This is a genomic window from Paenibacillus sp. Y568, assembly GCF_059445545.1.
On the sequence record NZ_JCAIUM010000007.1, the window covers coordinates 104,233 to 126,780 of the forward strand.

17 protein-coding genes, 3 pseudogenes and 1 riboswitch are annotated in these 22,548 nt (G+C 41.4%); of the genes and pseudogenes, 15 read left to right on the forward strand and 5 right to left on the reverse strand.

Translation table 11 applies throughout. The annotated features are described in order from the left end of the window. The first annotated feature begins 58 nt into the window (after positions 1-58). The 10 genes from AC1D7X_RS11780 to AC1D7X_RS11825 all read left to right on the forward strand — a co-directional run bounded on the left by AC1D7X_RS11780 (position 59) and on the right by AC1D7X_RS11825 (position 13,424). Positions 59-1,054, forward strand: a complete 996-nt coding sequence (locus AC1D7X_RS11780) for an ABC transporter substrate-binding protein (protein WP_495475281.1) — start codon at positions 59-61, stop codon at positions 1,052-1,054. After that, entirely contained in the window at positions 1,051-2,067 is a 1,017-nt protein-coding gene (locus AC1D7X_RS11785; RefSeq protein ID WP_495455434.1) for a FecCD family ABC transporter permease, read from the forward strand. Before AC1D7X_RS11780 ends, AC1D7X_RS11785 begins: the two co-directional genes overlap by 4 nt. Next, on the forward strand, positions 2,060-3,088 hold the full coding sequence (locus AC1D7X_RS11790; protein WP_495455435.1) for a FecCD family ABC transporter permease: 1,029 nt from the start codon (positions 2,060-2,062) through the stop codon (positions 3,086-3,088). The genes AC1D7X_RS11785 and AC1D7X_RS11790 overlap by 8 nt, the downstream gene beginning before the upstream one ends. 54 nt (positions 3,089-3,142) lie before the next feature. Then, positions 3,143-3,901 carry an alpha/beta hydrolase gene (locus AC1D7X_RS11795; RefSeq protein WP_495475282.1) on the forward strand — a complete coding sequence of 253 codons (759 nt, stop codon included), beginning with the start codon at positions 3,143-3,145 and terminating at the stop codon, positions 3,899-3,901. Further along, positions 3,891-4,709 carry an alpha/beta hydrolase gene (locus AC1D7X_RS11800; RefSeq protein WP_495455437.1) on the forward strand — a complete coding sequence of 273 codons (819 nt, stop codon included), beginning with the start codon at positions 3,891-3,893 and terminating at the stop codon, positions 4,707-4,709. The genes AC1D7X_RS11795 and AC1D7X_RS11800 overlap by 11 nt, the downstream gene beginning before the upstream one ends. A 117-nt stretch (positions 4,710-4,826) precedes the next feature. Beyond that, positions 4,827-5,025: riboswitch (cobalamin riboswitch) on the forward strand. Between the two features lie 157 nt (positions 5,026-5,182). Further along, positions 5,183-9,043: an S-layer homology domain-containing protein gene (locus tag AC1D7X_RS11805; RefSeq protein WP_495475283.1), complete on the forward strand. Its 3,861-nt coding sequence runs from the start codon at positions 5,183-5,185 to the stop codon at positions 9,041-9,043. Between the two features lie 73 nt (positions 9,044-9,116). Further along, positions 9,117-10,175 (forward strand): DUF4430 domain-containing protein, encoded by a 1,059-nt coding sequence (locus AC1D7X_RS11810; protein WP_495475284.1) that lies wholly within the window; start codon positions 9,117-9,119, stop codon positions 10,173-10,175. Beyond that, positions 10,175-11,071 carry an energy-coupling factor transporter transmembrane component T gene (locus tag AC1D7X_RS11815; protein WP_495475285.1) on the forward strand — a complete coding sequence of 299 codons (897 nt, stop codon included), beginning with the start codon at positions 10,175-10,177 and terminating at the stop codon, positions 11,069-11,071. Before AC1D7X_RS11810 ends, AC1D7X_RS11815 begins: the two co-directional genes overlap by 1 nt. Beyond that, a complete protein-coding gene (locus AC1D7X_RS11820; protein ID WP_495475286.1) occupies positions 11,044-12,714 on the forward strand; it encodes an ABC transporter ATP-binding protein in 1,671 nt (556 codons plus the stop codon). The genes AC1D7X_RS11815 and AC1D7X_RS11820 overlap by 28 nt, the downstream gene beginning before the upstream one ends. Next, positions 12,696-13,424, forward strand: a complete 729-nt coding sequence (locus tag AC1D7X_RS11825) for an ECF transporter S component (protein WP_495475287.1) — start codon at positions 12,696-12,698, stop codon at positions 13,422-13,424. The genes AC1D7X_RS11820 and AC1D7X_RS11825 overlap by 19 nt, the downstream gene beginning before the upstream one ends. Positions 13,425-13,535: 111 nt before the next feature. Here AC1D7X_RS11825 and AC1D7X_RS11830 read toward each other — a convergent pair whose 3' ends face one another. The 5 genes and pseudogenes from AC1D7X_RS11830 to AC1D7X_RS11850 form a co-directional block, all read right to left on the reverse strand. Continuing rightward, a complete protein-coding gene (locus AC1D7X_RS11830) occupies positions 13,536-14,378 on the reverse strand; it encodes a sugar phosphate isomerase/epimerase family protein (RefSeq protein WP_495455443.1) in 843 nt (280 codons plus the stop codon). Continuing rightward, entirely contained in the window at positions 14,375-15,061 is a 687-nt protein-coding gene (locus AC1D7X_RS11835; protein WP_495475288.1) for a rhamnogalacturonan acetylesterase, read from the reverse strand. Before AC1D7X_RS11835 ends, AC1D7X_RS11830 begins: the two co-directional genes overlap by 4 nt. Positions 15,062-15,540: 479 nt before the next feature. Beyond that, positions 15,541-15,816: pseudogene (locus AC1D7X_RS11840) on the reverse strand (AraC family transcriptional regulator); the annotation flags it as partial. Beyond that, positions 15,797-15,919 carry a hypothetical protein gene (locus tag AC1D7X_RS11845; protein WP_495455702.1) on the reverse strand — a complete coding sequence of 41 codons (123 nt, stop codon included), beginning with the start codon at positions 15,917-15,919 and terminating at the stop codon, positions 15,797-15,799. The pseudogene AC1D7X_RS11840 and the gene AC1D7X_RS11845, both read right to left, overlap by 20 nt. A 166-nt stretch (positions 15,920-16,085) precedes the next feature. Next, positions 16,086-16,172: pseudogene (locus tag AC1D7X_RS11850) on the reverse strand (glycoside hydrolase family 88 protein); the annotation flags it as partial. Between AC1D7X_RS11850 and AC1D7X_RS11855 the strand changes: the two are divergent. The 5 genes and pseudogenes from AC1D7X_RS11855 (at position 16,132) to AC1D7X_RS11875 (ending at position 22,429) form a co-directional block, all read left to right on the forward strand. Further along, entirely contained in the window at positions 16,132-16,590 is a 459-nt protein-coding gene (locus AC1D7X_RS11855; RefSeq protein WP_495455445.1) for a glycoside hydrolase family 88 protein, read from the forward strand. The pseudogene AC1D7X_RS11850 and the gene AC1D7X_RS11855 sit on opposite strands and share 41 nt — an antisense overlap. Positions 16,591-16,616: 26 nt before the next feature. Next, a complete protein-coding gene (locus tag AC1D7X_RS11860) occupies positions 16,617-17,978 on the forward strand; it encodes a glycoside hydrolase family 28 protein (RefSeq protein ID WP_495475289.1) in 1,362 nt (453 codons plus the stop codon). A gap of 8 nt (positions 17,979-17,986) precedes the next feature. Beyond that, on the forward strand, positions 17,987-18,883 hold the full coding sequence (locus AC1D7X_RS11865; protein WP_495455447.1) for a dienelactone hydrolase family protein: 897 nt from the start codon (positions 17,987-17,989) through the stop codon (positions 18,881-18,883). A gap of 181 nt (positions 18,884-19,064) precedes the next feature. Continuing rightward, positions 19,065-20,624: pseudogene (locus AC1D7X_RS11870) on the forward strand (glycoside hydrolase family 43 protein). A 275-nt stretch (positions 20,625-20,899) separates the two neighbouring features. Further along, the gene (locus AC1D7X_RS11875; protein WP_495455449.1) at positions 20,900-22,429 is read left to right on the forward strand and encodes a prenyltransferase; all 1,530 of its coding nucleotides are present in this window, start codon (positions 20,900-20,902) and stop codon (positions 22,427-22,429) included. The last annotated feature ends 119 nt before the right edge of the window (positions 22,430-22,548 follow it).

A 22,548-nucleotide genomic window follows, 5' to 3' on the forward strand; every position in this document is an offset into this window, starting at 1 on the left:
GGTGAATGTCTAGTAGTTCATTGTAACCTAATTTAATGAGAAGGGATTTAATAGAGAGATGAAAAAGTTACTTAACGTTATAAGTTTGTTGGCAGTATGTATGGTTATGCTTACGGCATGCGGAGGAAATAACACAACGAACGAGTCGTCAGCGGTAGCGACTGAGGGTGCAGTTAGTAGTGAGCAGGCAACTTCGACCAACGGGGAATCAAGCGAACGAACAATTGAATATTTAGGAGAAACCTATACACTTCCAACTAATGTTGAGCGGATCGTCATTACGGGTTCGTTGGAAGCACATGAAGATGCACTTGTCCTCGATGTGCATCCTGTCGGAGCCGTAACATATTCGGGCAAGTTTCCTGAACGGTTTGCGGCAATTACCGATCAAGCAGAATCAATCGGTGAGAAGATGGAGCCTAATTTTGAGACCATTCTGAAGCTTAAACCGGATGTCATTCTAGGAACGACGAAATTCCCGGATGACATTGTTGAACAATTGAAGAAAATTGCACCTACGATTCGGGTATCGAACATTGCAACAGACTGGGAGGATAATCTACTCCTAATGGGAGACTTGTCAGGGAAGCGTAAGCAGGCTGAACAAGAAATCGCTAAATATAAAAAGGATGTTGAGTCGGCTAAATCGACGTTGTCGAACAAGTTGAGTGATAAGCAAGTCGTAGCACTTCGTGTTCGTGCGGGTCAAATATTCATGTATTCACCGACTATATTTGTAAATCCGATCTTGTATGGAGATCTTGGTCTGAGTGTGCCAGAAATGGTAGCAGCTTCTAAGTCTCAGGAGGCGGTATCTGTTGAACAACTGGCCATGATGAATCCAGACTACGTATTGATTCAATTCTCTACAGATGAGAATCCGGATGCATTGAATACGCTAGACGATGTTCTTGATAACCCTATTATCCAAAAGATAACTGCGGTTAAAGAAGAACATGTATACGTAAACTTGATTGATCCACTTTCTGAGGGTGGTCCTGCCTGGAGCCGGAAGCAATTCTTAAATGCAATGTTGGATAAGCTTGTTGAATGATACGTCCGGACACAAGAATCAGATCTGCTACGTTTATAGGATTAGGGATTGTTCTCATTATCTTTACGATGATTGCATCGATACTTTATGGAACGAAATCTATTGATACTGAGACGGTAACCAATGCGATCTTCCATTATGATGCTGAAAATATCGATCATCTGATTATCCGTACTTCCAGAATTCCACGTGTAGTTGGAGCATTGCTCATAGGTGCATTTTTAGCTGTATCCGGTGCATTGATGCAAGGGATGACAAGGAATTACCTTGCATCCCCTGAAATTATGGGGGTATCAGATGGTTCTGCATTCGTGATTACGCTATGCATGATCTTCGTGCCAGGTAGTTCCTCTATATCTATGATTCTGTATTCCTTGATAGGCTCAGCATTTGGAGCCTTTCTTGTGTTTGGTATGGCCCGACTGTTACCGGGTGGCATGTCTCCCATTACACTGGCGGTGTTGGGTACAATTATTGGTACTTTTTTAAGCGCAGTCTCACAAGCGTTGTCTACCTATTTTCAAGTGTCTCAGAATATTAGTTTCTGGTACAATGCACGTCTACATCAGATGGATCCAACAATCATCAAGCTGGCTATTCCATTTGCAATTGTGGGTCTTGCGATCGCATTTGTAGTGGCTCGTTGGATCACAGCGTTGTCTTTTGGTGATGAGATGGCGACCGGACTAGGTGTAAATATTTTTATGATCAAAGCATTAACGATGGTGAGTGTTATCCTATTGACGGGTATCTCTGTAGCGATCGCAGGAAAGATAGCTTTTATCGGGTTAATTATTCCGCATATTACACGTTTTATCATCGGACAAAATTATCGGCGGATTATCCCATATAGTGCTTTAATCGGTGCGCTATTTCTTGCATGGTGTGATCTCATCAGTCGTTTCGTGAATTATCCGTTCGAAACGCCAGTGGGTGTTGTAACAGCACTATTCGGTGTGCCCTATTTCCTCTACTTAATTAAGACAAAAGGAGGAGGGAAGCAACGTGAATAAAACCTCACAGGTAAGACGTTTCTGGAGCGTTATTCTTGTAACTTGTATTTTGATCGTCTGTGGCATATATGTGAGTCTCACGAATGGAGCCTTCGATCTATCTGCTACAGATGTTATTCGTACTCTGCTACGAATCGATTCAACGCGGGAACATGATCTTGTCATTTTTGATTTTCGACTTCCACGTATACTTATTGGTGCGTTGGTAGGCTTCGGCTTGGGGATATCGGGTGCCGTGCTTCAGGGAATAACCAAAAATCCGCTCGCTGATCCAGGTATTCTAGGCATTCATGCAGCGGCTGGAACTTCGGTTGTACTGGGCATGTTCTTGTTCCATGGTACGATTAAGGGTCCTAGCTGGTTGACGGTAATGACCATGCCGATGTTCGGTTGGATCGGGGGAATCGCGGCTGTTATCCTGTTGTATATGTTTGCTAAGCATAACGGTGAATTAGATCCACAGCGATTAATTTTGGTCGGCATTGCACTTGGTTCGGGTTTTGGTTCACTTACAATGTATATTTCATTAAAAATGAGTCCACAGGATTTCGAAATGGCTACCGTATGGCTATCGGGTAGTATTTATAGTGCGAATTGGAAGCATGTTGTTACGACACTACCCTGGATTCTGATTTTGGTACCGGTAATATGGAAAAAAGCGCATATTCTTGATCTCATGCAATTAGGTGAAATGAGTGTGAAGGGATTAGGCGTTCACGCGCAAAGGGAAAGACAAATTCTGTTGTTGTGCTGTGTTGGATTAATTAGTGCGTGTGTTGCTGTCTCTGGAAGTATTAGTTTTGTTGGTTTAATTGCCCCACATATTGCTAGGCGCTTGGTTGGAATTCATTACAAATATATCGTACCCGCATGTGGTGTAATTGGAATGTTGATGGTCATCGTCGGAGATTTCATTGGAAAGACCATATTTGCACCTGCACAACTTCCGGTAGGTATTGTTGTTTCTATTATTGGCGTTCCTTATTTTCTATTTCAGCTCTATCGGGGAAGAAGAAAATAACCTTTCGATCACGTCAAATCTCACACAGATCTTTAGATAGGGAGGGTGTCAATCATGAATGGAAGACACAGAACGGAGCTTTCAGCAGGATATGAGCTTATCATTTATCTACCTCTATCCTATGGTAAAGGTAAGAAGCATTATCCCGTTGTCTATGTACAGGATGAGGGGGAAGTTGTACTCAGAGGATTCAATTATATTGACCATTTAGTAATGACCAAGCAACTACCCGAAATAATCTTTGTAGGGATAAAGCCGCATAATCGCAGTATGGATTATACACCATGGGAAGCGCCATCACTTGTACCGGGCTTGCAAGATTTCGGTGGGGGAGCACAGGAATATTTAAAGGTTCTTGTCCATGAAATTATACCGTATATAGATGCTAATTATCGAACGATGTCAGGACCTGAGCATACAGGGATTGCAGGTTGTTCCTTGGGCGGTCTTGTCTCCATGTATGCTTACTACCAATACCCTCAAGTGTTTGGAAAAATTGCACTCATCTCGGCTTCCTTCTGGTATGAAAATGTTCTGTCATTTATGGATAAGGAGACCATTTCAGCGACAAATCATCGCATATATATGTATGTCGGGGAGCTGGAAGGGATCTACAAGACGAATATACAACGCGGCATGGTCATGCATACGAAGGAAGCACATGCCCTATTGCTCGATAAGGGTTTTCCACCAGATCAACTGACATTTGAAACCGATCCGAGAGGTACTCATGACGATTTCTTCTTCACACCTTATTTTATTAGAGGAATGATGAGGTTATTTAGTGAAGGAGAGATCATAGATGAACGATAATCCTATACGCTCAACCTTCACGATCCCAGGAGCAGAGCAATGGAATCTGACCAGTGATGCAGGTGAACATTACCGAGTGATGATCTGGGTACCACCAACGATAGCTCCGGAGAATGGATTTCCCGTTATTTATATGTTAGATGGTAATGCAGCCTTTGGTACGATGACCGAGACAGTTCGCCTGCTCAGTATGGGACCTTATCGGATAGAGCCATCTATAGTGGTTGGCATCGGTTATGATACGGATCAACCACTCGATACACCACGAAGATTTAATGATTATACCATCTATGCGAGTGATGATGAATTACCTCCGCGTAAGGACGATTCACCTTGGCCAGTAACGGGAGGTGCAGAACGTTTCTTATTGTTCATAGAACAAGAACTTAAACCTTTCATTGAACAAATATATGCAATTAATCGAGATCAACAAACGTTGTTTGGACATTCGCTCGGTGGATTTTTTGTCTTGTATACATTGTTTATGAAGGGCGAAGCTTTTCAAAATTATGTTGCGGGTAGTCCGTCGATCTGGTGGAAGAATGGATATATCGTCCCTTATGTGGATAATCTGAGCGAGAGTGCACAGCTTACTCCTTTGAAATCGTCACTCTATATCGGTGTAGGGAGCCAAGAGAAACCTCATATGATTCAGGATGCAAGGCTCATGTATGAACGCTTGAGTCAGGCAGACATTCCTGGCTTCCACGTTGAGCATCGCTGCTTCGAAGATGAAGGGCACCTTTCAATTATGGCTCCTCTGATTGGTAGGGCGATACGTTTTGCAGAAAATAGGAATCATCGATAATATATAGCATCTAAGAAGAGAGCTGATTCCTGTACTTACCAGAAGTCAGCTCTGTTTTAATTTAAGAATGAAAATATTAACATGACAAAAGAGCCTATATTAGATATGATGTTCAAGAATTGAATATTAGAAACAGGTGCCAATTATGCAGTTCGTCGAACTGAACATGAATTGGTTAAAAGGGAAGTGGGTGTAAATCCCACGCGGTCCCGCCGCTGTAATAGAGGAGTCCTTACAAGAAACCACTGGGAAACTGGGAAGGGTGTAAGGGTGTTGATACTTAAGCCAGAATACCTGCCTGTTTTTGTTACACCATTAACTCTACGATGGATAGAAGGTGTTTATTAGTGCATGCTAATTTTAGCTGTTTACTATATATAAACCTCTTAACTTTTCTAGTTGAGAGGTTTTTTTGTTGTGTTAGTTCTACAGAAGGTTGCTAATTTGAGTGAAATGAAAGGGAGATGATACAAATGAGAAATAATAAATTCATAGCTTGGTTACTAATCGTATGTATATTTATATCTACGGTTGCAACCAGTATGACCGTGTCTTATGCGGATACGGGGGGTGCAGAATCTAGTAATTCATTAACAAATGGAGATTATTTCAGCGATCAAACAGCTGTAACAAGTGATGTATACACAGATTTCATACCCAAGATGAATAGGTTAAGTGTACAAAGCACTTTAAACGCTACTCTATCAGCAAAAGAACAGTTAGATAACAATCTAGCTTATATTCTTAAAACTGTAACTAACCCTACCCTTGGAACAGGCGGCGGAGAATGGTCTATCCTTTCTTTAGCAAGAGCTAATTATACCGTTCCTGATGACTATTACGAGAACTACTACAACAATGTTGTTAAAGTATTGCAGAATGCGAATGGCGTACTACATAAAGTGAAATATACAGAGCATTCAAGGGTAATATTGGGATTAACCTCTATTGGTAAAGGTGTTATCGATGTGGGTGGTTACAATCAACTTGAAAAGCTAGCTGATTACAGCACAGTTATTAAACAAGGTATTAATGGACCCATTTTTGCTCTTATAGCACTAGACAGTAATCATTATGATATACCGATCGTTGCAGGTGTAAAAACACAGACTACGCGAGATATGCTGATCGATTATATTTTGGCAAAAGAGATTAGTGGTGGAGGATGGGCATTAAGCGGTAAAGTTCCAGATCCTGATGTCACCGGAATGGCAATACAAGGACTTACGCCATATTATGAGACGCGTCAAGATGTAAAAGAGGCAGTGGATCGAGCGATTGTATGGTTATCCCAAGCGCAAAAAGATGAGGGTGGCTATGCAAGTTGGGGAAGTATTAATAGCGAAAGTATTGCACAGGTTGTTGTAGCTTTAACGGGTCTAGGTATCGATCCACATACGGATTCAAGGTTTATTAAAAATGGCTATTCTACTATAGATGCCTTGCTATCATTTGCTGTTCCTGAAGGCGGGTTTATGCACGTTAAACCGGGAGCATCAGGTAATGGTGGGGCTGTAGCGGGTAAAGTAGACGGTATGGCTACGGACCAAGGTACTTTTGCTCTAGTGGCCTATGATCGATTTGTGAATGGTCAACAAGGTCTCTATGATATGACAGATGTACAAGGGAAACAACCGGAATTGCCACCGGCAACACCAGAGGTGCCACCGGCAACACCAGAAGTGCCACCAGTGACACCAGAAGTGCCGCCAGTGACACCAGAAGTGCCGCCTGTAACACCAGAGGTACCGCCAGTAACACCAACTCCTGAACTGAAATCTTATGTAACTCTATCTGTAGATAAGCTTACGATAAACAAGGGCGATGTTGTTGCAGCTATAAGAGTTGAATTACAACCGGGTGACACGGCTTGGACCGTATTAAAAAGAGTGCTTGATAAACGTAATATAGGTTACAATTTTTCTTGGACTGAAAAATATGGAAGTATCTATATGGAATCCATTGCGGGTGATGGAGAATTTGACCATGGTAGCGGCAGTGGCTGGATGTATAATGTCAACGGCTGGTATCCCAACTATGGAGCGAGTCAATATATTTTGAATGATGGGGATTATGTACAGTGGCGTTATACGACTGATCTAGGTACAGATTTAGGTGAAGACCTTAGCCAATGGGATCAGACTTCCGAAGGTCAACTATCGGTAGGTCAAGGAATCGTTATTCAATCTGATGACAAAACACCAGTTATCAATGTGCCTAAGGATATCTCCATGGACTATACGCTGAACATATTAAAGGAACTTAAAAATACCACGAATATCACGATTAACATTCCAAATGTTCAATCGAAAGTGTTGCTTAATGTAGCAGATGTCAAAGACGATATTCCAATGATTACGGTAGTAAAAGGGGATACATCGGTTGTTATCGAGAAAGGAACTCAACTGAAAACGGGAGATCCTAAGATTGAACTTATGACATCAGCTGACACGAACACTACAACCATACCAAATCTTATTAAAGGAACACTGAAAGAAAATGAAAAGTTAGAAAAATTGAATCAAGTCTTCGTGATGGGAAATGGTTCTAATCAAGCGCTATTTGATAAACCTGTTACCTTTATCTTCAAAGGTGGCAAAGAGCAACTTCCAGGGTTCATAGAAGGCAATACATTTACACCAATTACGATGTATAACACGGAAGAGAACGGGATCCAAGCGACAAAAGGGAATGTGAAGCAAACTTATTCCTTTATTAAGGGCAACGATCTCTATTTAAAAACAAATGTGATGACAACCTTTGTGTCGTATACCGTTAGCAAATTTAATGTGGTGAATCCTGTTGATGTGGTAAACCCAATAGATTTGAAAAAAATATATACAGATGCCAATGTCATCTCCTTATGGGCGTATGAAGCTATTGGTGTGGCAACGCAGAACGGGTTTATTCAAGGGAATAATGGGAAGTTTAATCCGAAATCTAACATTACAAGAGCAGAGTTTACCAAAATAATAGCGACAGTTCTCGGACTTGATCTAACAGTAGACAAAAGTATTAGCTTCAAGGATGTTGCTACAGATGATTGGTTCTATCCTTATGTTAATGCGGCTTATAAAGCAGGATTCATTACAGGCTTTAATCATGAATTTAATCCCACCGATAAGATTACCCGGGAGCAAATGGCAGCAACAATTGTAAGAGCGCTGGGAATTAACCCTACGAAGTTAACAACGCAACTCAAAGATTTCAATAGTGTATCCGCTTGGGCTAGAACAGATGTGGAGACTATTAATGCACTAGAATTAATGGTGGGTAGTGATAGTCAATTCAGACCCAAAGATTTCGTAACAAGAGAGATGGCAGCGGTAGTTGCTACTAGGGCTTATGACTATAAGAATGGAAATAAGGGATCGGATGTAGTCGTAGGTAAGGTAGAACATCAAAAAGTTAAGGAAACGATTCAAGACACAGCAGCTTTTTTGCAAAAGGCAGTTACTGATCCTGTTATAGCTAGTGTTGGTGGGGATTGGACGGTATTCGGATTAGCACGTTCGGGTGTGTCAGTTCCGGATGCCTATTACGCGAAATACTATGCCAATGTGGTAAAAATACTAAATGAAAAATCAGGAAAACTGCACAATGTAAAATATACGGAGTATGACAGAGTAATTCTAGCGTTAACTTCTGTCGGTAGAGATATTGACGATGTAGCGGGATATAACTTAAGAAAACCTCTCGCAGATTTCGACACCTTAATTAAACAGGGGATTAATGGACCTATCTTTGCGCTTATTGCCCTGGATAGTAATCATTATGAAATACCAACGGTTACAGGTGTTAAGATGCAGACAACAAGAGACATGCTCATTGATTTTATATTGAAAAGAGAGATTAATGGAGGTGGATGGGCATTAGGTGATAGCCCTGATGTATCCGATGCGGATATCACTGCCATGGCCATTCAAGGGCTTACGCCGTATTATGCAACACGTTCAGATGTAAAAGCTGCTGTGGATCGCGGCGTTGCCTGGTTGTCCAAAGCTCAGACGACGGATGGGGGTTACACCAGCTGGGGCTCTGTGAACTCTGAGAGTATTGCTCAGGTCATTGTAGCTTTAACTAGTCTTGGTATAGATCCTGACAGTGACTCCAGATTTATAAAGAATGGAAAGTCTCCAATTGACGCGTTACTAAGCTTTGCTGCACCAAGTGGTGGGTTCTACCATATTCATTCAGGTGACAAAGGTAATGGAGGTGCGAATCCAGGTGAAGTCGATCTTATGGCTACAGATCAGGCATTGTATGCCCTTGTAGCTTATGAACGGTTTATGAATGGACAGACACGTCTGTATGACATGACGGACGTTAAATAGTAAATAATCTGAATAACGAAGCAAGGGTAGAAGCGTGTGCCCTTGCTTCGTTATTTTAAGGTGGGACATAGATATGTTAAAAAACAAGAAAAGATGGTTAGCGGCAATATTAATCATAGGTATACTAACTATTGCATTCTTTTGGGGTGGAGACTATCAGAAGAGTACGAATAAGCTCGCTGACGATTACTCAGAGATTGGGGTTATAAGTGACATAGATTCCTCTCACAATATAGCGTCTCAGCAAGACGAAGATACTGATAGCGTTGCGGAGGGAACCTCAGAATTGGATAAGAAGGCAACCGAGCTGAAATCTGAAGATGCGAATAAGTCAGAAGATCATGCAGCGGAAAAAGAACAAGAAACGGATAAAAAAGAAAAAGATACGGAAGTTGAAAAAGCAGTAGAAATAGGAACGGGGACGAAATCAGACACCGTGGTAGAGACAGATAGACCAGTAATAGTGATTGATAAACCCGTAGTTAAAGTGGGAGAAGAAGCAGGGAAAGCAGGATCTAAGCAGCTTGTAACGGCTCCAGCTACAAAATCAGATGATAAGGAACCAACGAAATCATCAACAAGCAAATCCCCAACTAGTAAATCAGAAACTAATAAAGAGAGTAAAAAGGATAAATATCTGACAGATCCTGTGCCGGAAGGCAAACCAGAACCTGTGGAGTGGCAGGATGTAACGATAAACAAGAAGGAAGAACTAACGGTTACGCTGTCAGTTTCAGCAACAACGATTTTAAATAATATGGATAAATTAAATAAGGATAAGCTTGAAGTGTTGCCAGCTGGTGGCGTCATATATAAGCAGCAAAAGGTAACCTTTTATGAAGGAGAATCCGTATTTGATGTATTACTAAGAGAGATGAAGAAGAATAAAATTCATATGGAATTTACCATGACCCCGATCTACAACAGTAACTATATCGAGGGCATTAACAATCTATATGAATTTGATTGTGGAGAACTTAGTGGATGGATGTACAAGGTTAATGGGTGGTTTCCGAACTATGGTGCAAGTCGATATGTACTTCATGATGGGGACGTCATTGACTGGGTATATACGTGTGATTTAGGCCGAGATGTAGGTGGATATATGGCCGTAACGGGGGAAGGCAAGTAATGAAAATGAAGGATTCCTTCGCTACCTTCCATCCGATTGTTAATTTTGTTTATTTTGTCGTGATATTGCTATTTAGTATGTTCTTCATGCATCCTATCTTTCAAATAATCGCCCTTATGAGTGCCATTGTGTATTCCATTATGTTAAAAGGGAAAAGTGCTATTACATTTAATGTACTCTATATGCTTCCTTTATTATTGATCATGGCTGTGATGAATCCTATGTTTAATCATGCGGGTGTTACGATTCTATTTTATCTAGACAATGGAAATCCCATTACGCTAGAATCGATTCTGTTTGGTGTGGCAGCAGCTTGTATGTTTGTGATCGTGATCGTTTGGTTCTCCTGCTATAACGTAGTGATGACTTCAGATAAGTTTATTTATATTTTCGGAAAAATGTTGCCATCGCTATCGTTGATCTTCTCTATGGTGCTTCGTTTCGTTCCTAGGTATATGACACAAATTAAGGTGATATCGAATGCTCAGAAGTGTATAGGAAGAGATGTTACACAGGGAAATATGCTGACAAGGGCTCGAAATGGAATTACCATATTATCGATCATGACGACTTGGGCATTAGAAAATGCGATAGAAACGGCTGATTCGATGAAGTCTAGAGGATACGGATTGCCACACCGCACGAGCTTTTCGATCTTTCGGTTCGATCGGCGGGATCAACTTGCGATGACGAGTATGTTGGGATTAACTGTTGTGATTCTAATAGGGGCAGTAATGGGTGAGAACACGATCCGATTCTTTCCATCAGTTAAAGCACAAGCCATTTCGTCGTTCAGTGTGGTTGTGTATATCGCTTATTGGGTTCTATGCATGATACCTATAATCATCAATGTGCTGGAGGGAATGAAATGGAAATCTATACAATCCAAGATATAAGTTTTACTTTTCCAGAACAAGAGAAGGAGGCTCTTTCTCATATTAATCTGTCTATAGAAAGTGGAGCGTTTATTACGATATGTGGGAAGTCAGGTTGCGGAAAGAGCACATTATTAAGGCAATTGAAAACGATACTTACACCACATGGCAAACGTGACGGATCTATTTTCTTCAAAGGACAACCGATAGAAGAAATGGATCATCGAACACAGGCATCTGAGATCGGGTTTGTACTTCAGAACCCTGACAATCAGATTGTGACGGATAAAGTATGGCATGAGCTTGCCTTTGGGCTAGAAAGCTTAGGATATGACAGCAGTACGATTCGTTTACGTGTAGCTGAAATGGCAAGTTTCTTTGGCATCCAGACTTGGTTTCATAAGAATGTGGCAGAGCTTTCTGGAGGTCAGAAACAGCTCTTAAACTTGGCTTCCATTATGGCGATGCACCCTTCGGTATTAATTCTCGATGAGCCTACCTCACAATTAGATCCGATTGCGGCGGCTGACTTTTTGGAAACGATAAAGAAAATAAATCGAGATCTTGGGACTACGGTTATTATGACAGAACATCGTCTGGAAGATATTCTTCCGATCTCAGATCGTCTCATTGTTATGGACGCAGGAGTGATCATTGCTGATGATTCACCTCATAAGGTTGGCGAAATGTTAAGTGGGTTGAATCACCCGATGTTCCGTTCGATGCCTTCGCCGATGCAGATTTATGCAGGAGTGGACAATGACTTGGCCTGTCCGATTACGGTGAAGGATGGACGCCAATGGGTAAATGCTTTACTTCGTGATAAAACAGCGGTGACAATCGATGATACGAAAGGTATTTCGGAGATATCTAATAGAAGCGCCATTACATTCAAAGATGTGTGGTTTAAATACGAGAAGAACGGATCGGATATTATCAAGGATTTATCTTTTGAAGTACAAGAGGGTCAATTTTATTGTATCGTTGGTGGTAATGGGACCGGTAAAACATCAACACTATCGCTCATTAGTGGAATCCTTCAGCCACATCGTGGGAAAGTTCTCTTAGGGGGAAAGAATCCTGCCAAGATGAATGCGAAAGAGCTATTCTCTCAGAATCTTGGTATATTGCCTCAAAGTCCACAGACGTTATTTGTGAAGAAAACCGTTGAACTGGACTTATATGAAATGTTATCCGATAAGGCTCTAACGAAGGAAGAAAAGGTATCTAAAGTAGATACCATAATTAAGTTTGCAGAGCTTGAACCTTTACTAGCCATGCATCCTTATGACTTGAGTGGAGGAGAGCAGCAGCGAGTGGGATTGGCTAAGGTGCTCTTATTAGAGCCGAGGGTCTTATTGCTCGATGAACCAACGAAAGGACTGGATGGTTTTTTTAAAGAAAAGCTTGCTGTATTTCTGAAGAACTTACAAGCCAAGGGTGTTACGATTGTGATGGTGTCGCACGATATTGAATTTTGTGCCAAGTATGCAGATGTGTGTGCAATGTTCTTTGATGGCCAGATTATTACATCGAAACCAACCCATGAATTCTTCTCAGGAAATAGCTTTTATACAACAGCCGCTAATCGTATGGTTCGCCATATATGGCCTGAGGCCGTAACTATAGAGGATGTGATTGAACGATGTCAGACAAGCCATTAAAGATCAATCGGTTGAGTCGTAGAACCCTATTAGCAGTGTTGCTTATTCTCATGGTCATTCCAGCTACGATTGTGCTTGGCGTTTTTGCCTTGGATGATCGTAAGTATTATTTTATAAGTTTATTGATTGTATTATATACGATGATTCCCTTTGCCATGGGTTTTGAGAATCGAAAGCCGCAGGCACGAGAATTAATCGTAATCGCCGTATTAACAGCTATTGCTGTGGCAGGACGAGGGGCCTTTTTCATGTTGCCACAGTTCAAGCCTGTGGTGGCTATTGTGATTATAGCAGGGGTGTGTTTGGGTGCAGAGGCTGGGTTTCTCGTAGGTGCCATGACCGGGTTTGTATCTAACTTTTTCTTCGGTCAAGGACCATGGACACCGTGGCAAATGTTCTGTTTTGGCATTATAGGTTTTGGCGCAGGGATCTTATTTAAAAAAGGGATGCTGAAAAAGACAAGACTTTCCCTATGTGTGTTTGGAGGATTTGCCACTTTTTTAATTTATGGGGGTATCATTAATATAGGGTCACTTTTGATGTTTACGTCACAGTTCTCATGGAAGGCTCTACTTGCCACGTATATCTCAGGATTCTGGTTCGATATGGTGCATGCGATTGCTACGGTTGTGTTCCTCTTCTTCATTTCCCAGCCGATGATAGAGAAATTGGATCGGATAAAGATCAAGTATGGGTTGATTGAACCGTAGATTGTTGATCCTCAAATTGGGGTGCACAAAGCCATGAAAATGACTTGGGCACCCATTTGTTTTTTTGTAGGATAAATTTGTCAAAAATGAGTTATAGTGATTAGCCACAATCTACACTTCCTGATAAATCCTCTCTAAAAAAAATATACTTTCCTCCAGATGTTCTTCCGTTGTGCTCTCCAATATCCCATGGATATGAGGGCGTTGGTATTTCATATAGCGAAGAATAGGTTCAAACTGAAGCCATCCCTGTCCAACAGGGACGATATGGATAGCTCCATCCTTAACTACAAAGTCTTTTAAATGAATGACCGCAATCCGATTTCCTAAGAGTTCCAACGCCTCAGCAATGATAGTTTCCTGTTGCAAGTAATTGGTAGGCGACATCAGATTGGCGCAATCCAAAATAATTTGAAGATTGTTAGATGGAACAGCATCTAATAGTCGCCGTGTTAATGGAGCAGTGTAAAGTGGGTGATGTAGTCCTGCCTCAATCCCAACGGTTACACCGAAACGTTCAGCTTCTTCCACCATTTCGCTTACCGAAGTGATTACTTGTTGAAAAGCTTCTTCTGTAAAATTGTCCGTTGTATATCCTTGTCCAACGCTACCTGTCTCCGTACCTACTAGACTGGCACCGAAATCTCTAGCCAAACGAAGGTGGGTACTAAACGCAGCTAAGGCTTGTGTTCGTTTCTGTGGATCTCTGTCCACTATATTGACGTAACAACCTAGAACTGCCATATGGATCCCTGCTTGCCTAAATGCATTACCAAAGTAACTGGCCGTACCAGGACTTATAGCAGATAGACTCGGAACACTTTCAGGAAAAGATTTCTTCACTGCAAATTGAATATGTGAGAGATTATAATGTTGTATCTTTTTAATTAAGTCGTTCAATGGGATTTGTCCAAAGTCATGCGCTCGGATTCCTAGATGAAGGGGAATTGTCATAGGAGTGCTCCTTTTAGTATAGGTAATGAAGTAGCATGTGTAATGGCTTGTGCCACAAGATTGGCTATTTGCCGTGCTCCTTCTTCTGAGAAATGTGTGTCGTCCACGAGACCATTTGGATAATTAGGATGTTCTTGTTTAGGCAAATGCATAAACAATGTCTTGGATTTCTCTGCTCCTAATGACAGGTAGAGTTGTTGAGATGCTGCGAAAATATCAAGTAACGCTGTCTGCGTTTCTTCAGCTACTTGTCTCATGATGGAAGGATAAGGACCTACAGCAAGTGGATCGGGTTGTCCATCTGGGTTGAAGCGGCGGCGATTTACAGAGGTCAACAGAACCGGAGTTCCACCGAGCTGTCGAGCGGATTCAATAAATTGAATTAGATTTAAGCGATAGTCTGTTTCGGGATCCGTATACCGAGAAGAGTCTTCTTTTTTTTCATCGTTGTGTCCAAATTGAATAAATAGGAAGTCACCGGATTGAAAGTCTCTTTTAATAGCATCCAATCGCCCATCAGCTATATACGACTTGGTACTTCGCCCATTGATCGCACGATTATCTACACGAATAGCTGTTCCAAAATAACCTTGCAGGTACTCACCCCAGCCTGTCATTGGCTTCTCGCTTGCCCCTTTGAGTGCGGCAGTGGAATCTCCCGCGATAAATAGAGTATGTGTCATGTGATCTCCTCCTTGTTAATAAATCAATCTGCACACGTTAACAATTCTGAATATATCGAATACTAAAACTGTCCACAATTCGGGTATAATATATTCATATATTTCTTTAATTGGAAATGTTAACGATTTCATTGTAGGTACTACTTTTTTTAAAGTCAATGATTAAATAGTATGCGTATATGTTATGAAAGCGCTATAATAATGTTGATGACAAGAATTAAAGGAGATCCTTTAACAGCGCCTAACAACGCGCCTTTTGTAAAGTGTTTTTGTACAAATGGATAGGCAATGAGCTGATAGGTCTTCAATGCACTTAATGTATCATTCAGAATACGCACCAGTTACCGTGATGTCAATTCGCAACTTAACTATATTGCCACTATGGGAATGGATGAAACAGGGTACTCACTCATCAGTCTGGAGCAGAATTGGCGAATTATGAATGGAACCTTATCTTATTTGACCGAAATGGAACGGGAAGACTTATATAACTCAAAGTCCTTTAAGGTGATTTTCTTCTTCACTACCTCGCTAAAAGAACTGGTGGTGCTGTAAGTGTTGAAGGCATATTCAATACTTTGGATTTTATGTTCCACATTATTTTTGGTTTGTGCAATGAAACTTTGTTTTGTACTAGCAACCCTCTCGATGACTGAACTCGTCGTACTATAGTAGATATAACTACCAAAACTAATTACAAGACCTACTCCCAAGATTAAAATCGGAATGAAAATTTTATAAAACATAATTCCCATTACTGTCACTAGCGCTACCTTGTTCTGCTCCATTTCCACATGCCGTTATTAATAGTGCGGTACAAATCATCAAAGCTGCTAATTTTCGAGTCTTATGTCTCATATTGACTACCCCATTTCTATAATTGGTAAGCTACAGCTATATCTTCCACTTTTACCTAGATAAGATGCTGCCTAGTAAAAGTAAGAATTCCTTAGTAAACACCGTCTTCTCCTAATTTCTTAGCTAGTTTATTAGAACCCATAACTAAGATTAGGCCGTCACAATAATCGCCATGGTCGCTTGGTAGAATTTCTAATACATCCACTAAAGCCATGACATACCACCCTAGAGAACGCCCCCAGAAATTTGGGGATGGTTGCAACGACGATAACCGCCATCTTAACCGTCTGAGCAGGTGGAATGATGCGGACTCAGGAGTCTGGTATCAAGTGGTTAATCTGGGTGAACGCAAAGGAAATTATTTGGAAGCATCTGCTTCAAGTATGATCACTTATGCTACAGCCAAAGGAATTCGATTAGGTGTATTGGACATGAGCTGGAATGAGACGTTGGACGTAGCATTTAATGGACTGATCACAGAGTTTATACTCGAGACCAAAGAAGGATGGGTTAATCTAAATAAAAACTGTGAAGTTGCTGGCTTAGGTGTAGGTGAAAAGCGCGATGGCTCCTTTGCATATTATATAAGTGAATCTATTATTACGAACGATCAAAAAGGAATAGGGGCATTCTTACAAGCTTGTGGTGAATACGAACAATCAATACGATAAAGTTGATACATTCTGTTGAGAGGTGGATGAACGTGTATAACATCGTGGATTATGGTGCGAATAAGGACAGTGGAGAGTTAGCAACTGAAGCAATTTCGCGTGCAATTGAAGCGGCAAGTGAAGCCGGTGGAGGAACGGTGTATGTTCCGGCCGGTACATTCCTGAGCGGTGCTATTCATTTGAAAAGCAACATTGAATTGCATTTAAGCCCAGGCGCTACCCTTTCATTTAGCACGAACCCGGAAGATTATCCTGTGGTGGAATCTAGATGGGAAGGGGAAAAGCAACTGGTTCATTCTCCTTGTGTTTTTGGTAAGGATTTAGTCAACGTATCGATTACCGGAAGCGGGTCCTTAGATGGAAATGGTGCACCTTGGTGGGATAAGCATCGGAATCATCGGGAGGAGTTAGAGTATCCAAGACCAACTTTAATCGGTTTTAACAGCTGCCAGCGAGTCATTCTGAAAGATCTGACACTCTTGAATTCTCCTAGTTGGACCGTTAATCCTATCTGTTGTTACAATGTCACGATTGACAATATTTCCATTCTAAACCCCGCAGATTCTCCCAATACAGATGGTATTAATCCCGAGTCTTGCTCTAATGTCCGAATTAGCAATTGTAATATCGATGTAGGTGATGATTGCATTGCTATAAAAGCAGGAACGGAAGACACGAAAGAACGGATTCCTTGCGAGAATATTACGATTACGAATTGTACGATGGTTCATGGACATGGCGGGGTCGTTCTCGGGAGTGAGATGAGTGGAGATATTCGTAATGTCACGATTAGCAATTGTATCTTTAAACAAACGGATCGGGGCATTCGAATGAAATCGAGACGTGGACGTGGAGGCATCATAGAAGACATTCGGATTAGTAATATTGTCATGGAAGATGTGATTTGTCCATTTACCCTTAACCTATATTATTTCTGTGGACCTCGTGGGAAAGAGAAATATGTATGGGACAAGAATCCTTACCCGATTACAGAAGAAACACCTCATTTTAGACGTATTCATTTCGCCAATATTACGGCACGTCACGTTCATGCTGCTGCGGGGTTCATTTATGGACTTGCAGAGCAATACGCTTCGGAGATTACCTTTACTAACGTTGACATATCTATGGCTAAGAATGCCGTACCGGGTCATCCAGACATGATGACAGGGATTGAGAACATGAACAATCGCGGCTTTTATCTAGGTAATGTGAGGGATGTTCACTTTCATCAGGTGACCATTGAGAATCATGAGGGTCCTGCGTTCTATATTGAGAATGGTGAAGCGGTTGAGATCATCCATTGTCAATCGAGGAACACGAACAAGCCAGAGAAATTGGTAGAACAAGTAACAGTAGCACCTTCAGAACAGAATATGGTGAAGTGAGGGAGATCATGATGGAATCCGATAAACTGCAACAGTTATTAGGTGATCTTCCAACATGGAATCCGATATCGGTAACAGTGATGAAACTAGAGGAACGAGATGGCTATCGTCTTGAGTCACTTTTGCTAGATTTAAATGGTATCGAACAGGTACCCGCTTATGTTGCGACACCTTTACAAGGGGATGGTCCATTTCCTTTGGTCATCTTTAACCATTCCCATGGCGGGAATTATGCGAATGGGCGTAATGAATTTGTCCATAGCAGTCCTTATCTACAACAGCCATCCTTCGCTAAGACCCTGACAGATATGGGGTATGCTGCTTGTTGCATCGACATGTGGGGATTCAATGAGCGTAGTGGGAAAACTGAGAGTGAACTTGTGAAAGAAATGTTGTGGCAAGGTCAAGTGATGTGGGGCATGATGCTGTACGATAATCAACGAATGATCGATTACATGTGTCAACGTGAAGATATTGATGCATCTCGCATAGCTACGATTGGCATGTCCATGGGTGGACTGATGGCATGGTGGCTGGGTGCATTAGATGAACGGGTTGGAGTGATTGTAGATATCTGTGGGCAGGTAGACGCTCATACCTTAATTGCCAAAAGAGGATTAGATCATCATGGCTTCTACTCCTATGTTCCTGGGTTATTGAAGCATTACACAACACTTGATATTCAGAAACGGATTGTCCCTCGTCCGCGAATGAGTCTAGTGGGTAGAAATGACCGAATGTGTCCCATAGAAGGTGTAGAGTATTTAGCTCAGGGCTTATCCGAAGCTTATCATGCTGCAGAACAGCCAGAGCATTGGCAATCAGTCATTAGCAGTGGGGGTCATATGGAGACATTAGATATGCGAATCAGGTGGCAACAATTTCTAGCTCAACACTTGGAATAGCGCTGCGAATGAGAAGACCGTTCAATATCGAGAATTCGGTGTGAAGGATGCTGATATAGTAAGTGCGCAACGTGTTCCATGGGCAGGATATTATGCAACGGAGGCAATGGATCTGAACCAAGAGGATGTGTTTGCCGGGTGCAATTTCTGGAAGATGGAAAGGAAGTAGAATGTAATGACTATGATACAGAATCCAATATTAAGAGGCTTTAATCCCGATCCGTGTATGCTACGGTTTGAGGACACTTATTATATAGCGGTATCTTCGTTTGAATGGCTGCCAGGAGTACGGGTGTATCAATCACAGGACTTGGCGCATTGGGAGTATTGTACAGATATATTAACGAATCAAGTAGATTTGAGAGGTAATCCGAAAAACTGTAGCATTTGGGCGCCCCAATTGAGTTACCACGATAATCTTTTTTATCTTTTATATACGGATGTGAAAAGTACGAAACGTCCGTTTAAGGACGATCATAATTTTCTTATTACTGCGCCAACCATGGAAGGCCCATGGTCGGACCCTGTCTATCTTAACAGTAGTGGATTCGATCCCTCTTTATTTCACGACGACGATGGACGCAAATGGTTACTAAATGCATTATGGGATTACCGCATTGTGGAAGGTAACAAATCTAGTGGTATTGTGATGCAAGAATACGATAGTAAGCAACAGTGTTTGGTTGGAGAACCTATTAAACTATTCGATTGTACACCATTGAAGAAGACAGAAGCGCCTCATATATATAAGCGTAATGGTTATTACTATCTGATTACAGCAGAAGGCGGGACAGGAACAGGACATGCAGTAACTGTCGCACGGTCTAAAGCGTTGTTAGGGCCCTATGAAGTGGATCCGATGAACCCGATGCTTTCTTCGAGAAATAATCCAGAGTTACCGTTACAATGTGCAGGACATGGTAGTCTTGTAGAGACGGCTGCCGGTGAATGGTATATGGCGCATCTTTGTACACGTCCGATCGACGGTGAATATGCCATTTTAGGAAGAGAAACGGCCTTGCAACAAGTGTTCTGGGATGAGGAAGGCTGGTTGCGATTAACATCGGGTGGTAATACACCTCAATTAGAAGTTCCAGCTCCCAAAGGAATTGTCATGAAAGAGCATGAATATAACCCTGTCTTTGAAGATTCATTCGAGGGCACGGAGATTAAGGAAACATGGAATTCATTACGAATAATGGTGGAAGATCGTTGGTGTTCACTAACGAAACGTCCCGGATATCTTCGATTGGTAGCTGGGGAATCGATACAGAGTCTGTTCCAGCACCATATTCTAGCTATTAGACAAAGGGATAAGTGTTTTCGAGCAGAAACAGCCCTTGAGTATTATCCAGATTCTTATTTACAAATGGCAGGATTGTTGTTGTATCTCAACGAGGATAATTACCTGTATGCATATGTAAGTCACGAAGAGGGTCAAGGAAAGGTATTACGTCTGATGAGATGTGTGGCAGACACGTTTACTTTGGTACCTGTTTTCATTGGGATTCCAGAGGATCGTCCCATTCATTTAGCCGTTGAGGTAAAGGAAACACAAGCACAATTCTATTATCAAAGTGGACATGAATCAGGATAGAAATCCCTCTTTGGTTCGGAGAATATCAGTTTCTTATCCGGTGGATTCACGGGTATTTTTGTAGGGATTGCAGCCCATGATATGCAACAGTTCCAAGGGAGTTATGCTGACTTCAGTCATTTCCGATATATAGGAAAAGATTGAACAAGTGTCGGGGTAATCAATAAATAAGATACTGAGTGTCATTCCTAGAAGGGGATGACACTCATTTTTTTGTAACGTAGATCCTATTAATGTTGCATGTCCACTCATTTATTCATAATAGGGGTATACTACCAGAAGAGGGGTTTGAAGATTTAGGTATATATGCTCTCTTTTTTATAGTAAAATAGAAAAACGTGAAAAAAATACGTGCACGGTAAATTTAATGAATAGTGCGTTTTAATCTTCATAAATAAGATTCGGAGGAGATATATTGTATGGCACAGCGAAGTAAACAAGAAGTGTTTGAGTATTTAGAACGGGCTGAGGTCGGAGCTGTGGGTACTTCTAATATGGGGTCGCCTAGGCAAAGAATGATGCATTTTGCAGTAGATGAAGAGTTTAACTTCTACTTAACGAGTACGAAGGGTGATCCCAAGGTGATTCAATGGATCAATATTCCCGAGACAGCTTTGTTAATTCATCAAGGCCCTACCTTTATGGAAATGGAAGAATGCGAGGTTATCGGAAGGGCAGAGGTCATCAAGGATGAGAAGGAGCGACAAAAGGCGATTGATCTGTTGGTAAATCGGTCTCCCATTGTCGGACAATTTCATAGTATTGGTGCTCTTGATCGGTTGGAGTTCATTCGCGTGAAGCCATTTACAGTTAAGTATCGTTATGTGCCGGAGATCCTTCAAGGGGAACCTCCAACGGTGTTCGATTTCGAACACAATCGCGAGAGCGTCAACGTCTGGGATGATATTAAAGCAAAGGCACGGGCATGGAAAGAAGCAGTTCGTGCGTTATCGTTGACAGCTTCATTAGTTCCCATTCTGTTGGGAGCAGCTCTAGCACTATCGCAGAGTGGTGAGCTCAACGTGCTTACCTTTTTATTAACGTTACTTGGTGGACTTATGATTCAAGTAGGGACGAATATGATCAATGATTGGAAGGACGCTGAACGTGACAGTGAGAACCAAACGGGAATACGTCCATTCACCGGTGGATCGCGGGTGATTCAGCTCGGTTTAATCTCTAGAGCAGACATGGGGTTTTTCGGTATTGCATTATCGGTCTGTGCCGTGCTAATTGGGATATTCCTGTTGTTCGCTAGTGGACTTGGTCTAATTCCACTGATCTTGTATGGACTTATAGCGGGTGTTTTTTATACAGGTGGAAAAGGAAAACTCTCCTTCATTAATATGGCAACGGGTGTAGCTGAATTCTTAGTTGCTACGACGTATGGTGTATTTATGACGATGGGTGCTTACTATGTACAGACTGGACATTATTCGTTGCAAGCATTCCTGATATCATTACCTGTGGCTTTGTTTATCAATAACGTCTTGATCATTAATCAGTTCCCTGATGTAGAATCAGATACTACTTCTGACAAGAAAACATTGGTTGTTCGACTAGGTAAGAAGAAGGTTAAAAATATGCTAATCTTCTGTTTTATCCTAGGTTATGTCATCATTGCGTTGCTTCCGGTTCTGGGGTACGGGCCGTATACGTTATATTTTTCATTCTTGTCCGTTCCATTTGCAGTACAAGCGATTCGTTACGCACATCAGTATTATAATGAAAATGCGGTGGATCTCATCCCGAGTAACGCTCACACAGCGATGAATCACTTATTTAGTGGATTACTTCTCGTGTTCGCCTACCTGTTAAACAGTGTCATCACTTTAGCCATACCTATTCTGTATTTAATAGCATCTCTAATGTTGGTTTTCTGGGTGTGGAATTATATCGAAGGACATAGAAAAGCGATGAATGAATTTAGATTCGCATTTAGGAAGTAAGCTTAGATGCATAGTTTTCTCAATAAGAAAATCCAAAGCCCTTGTTTATCAAGGCTTTGGATTTTTTTAAAATATAAGAATTTATAAGTATTTCTGCTTATAAATAGAATTATATTTCA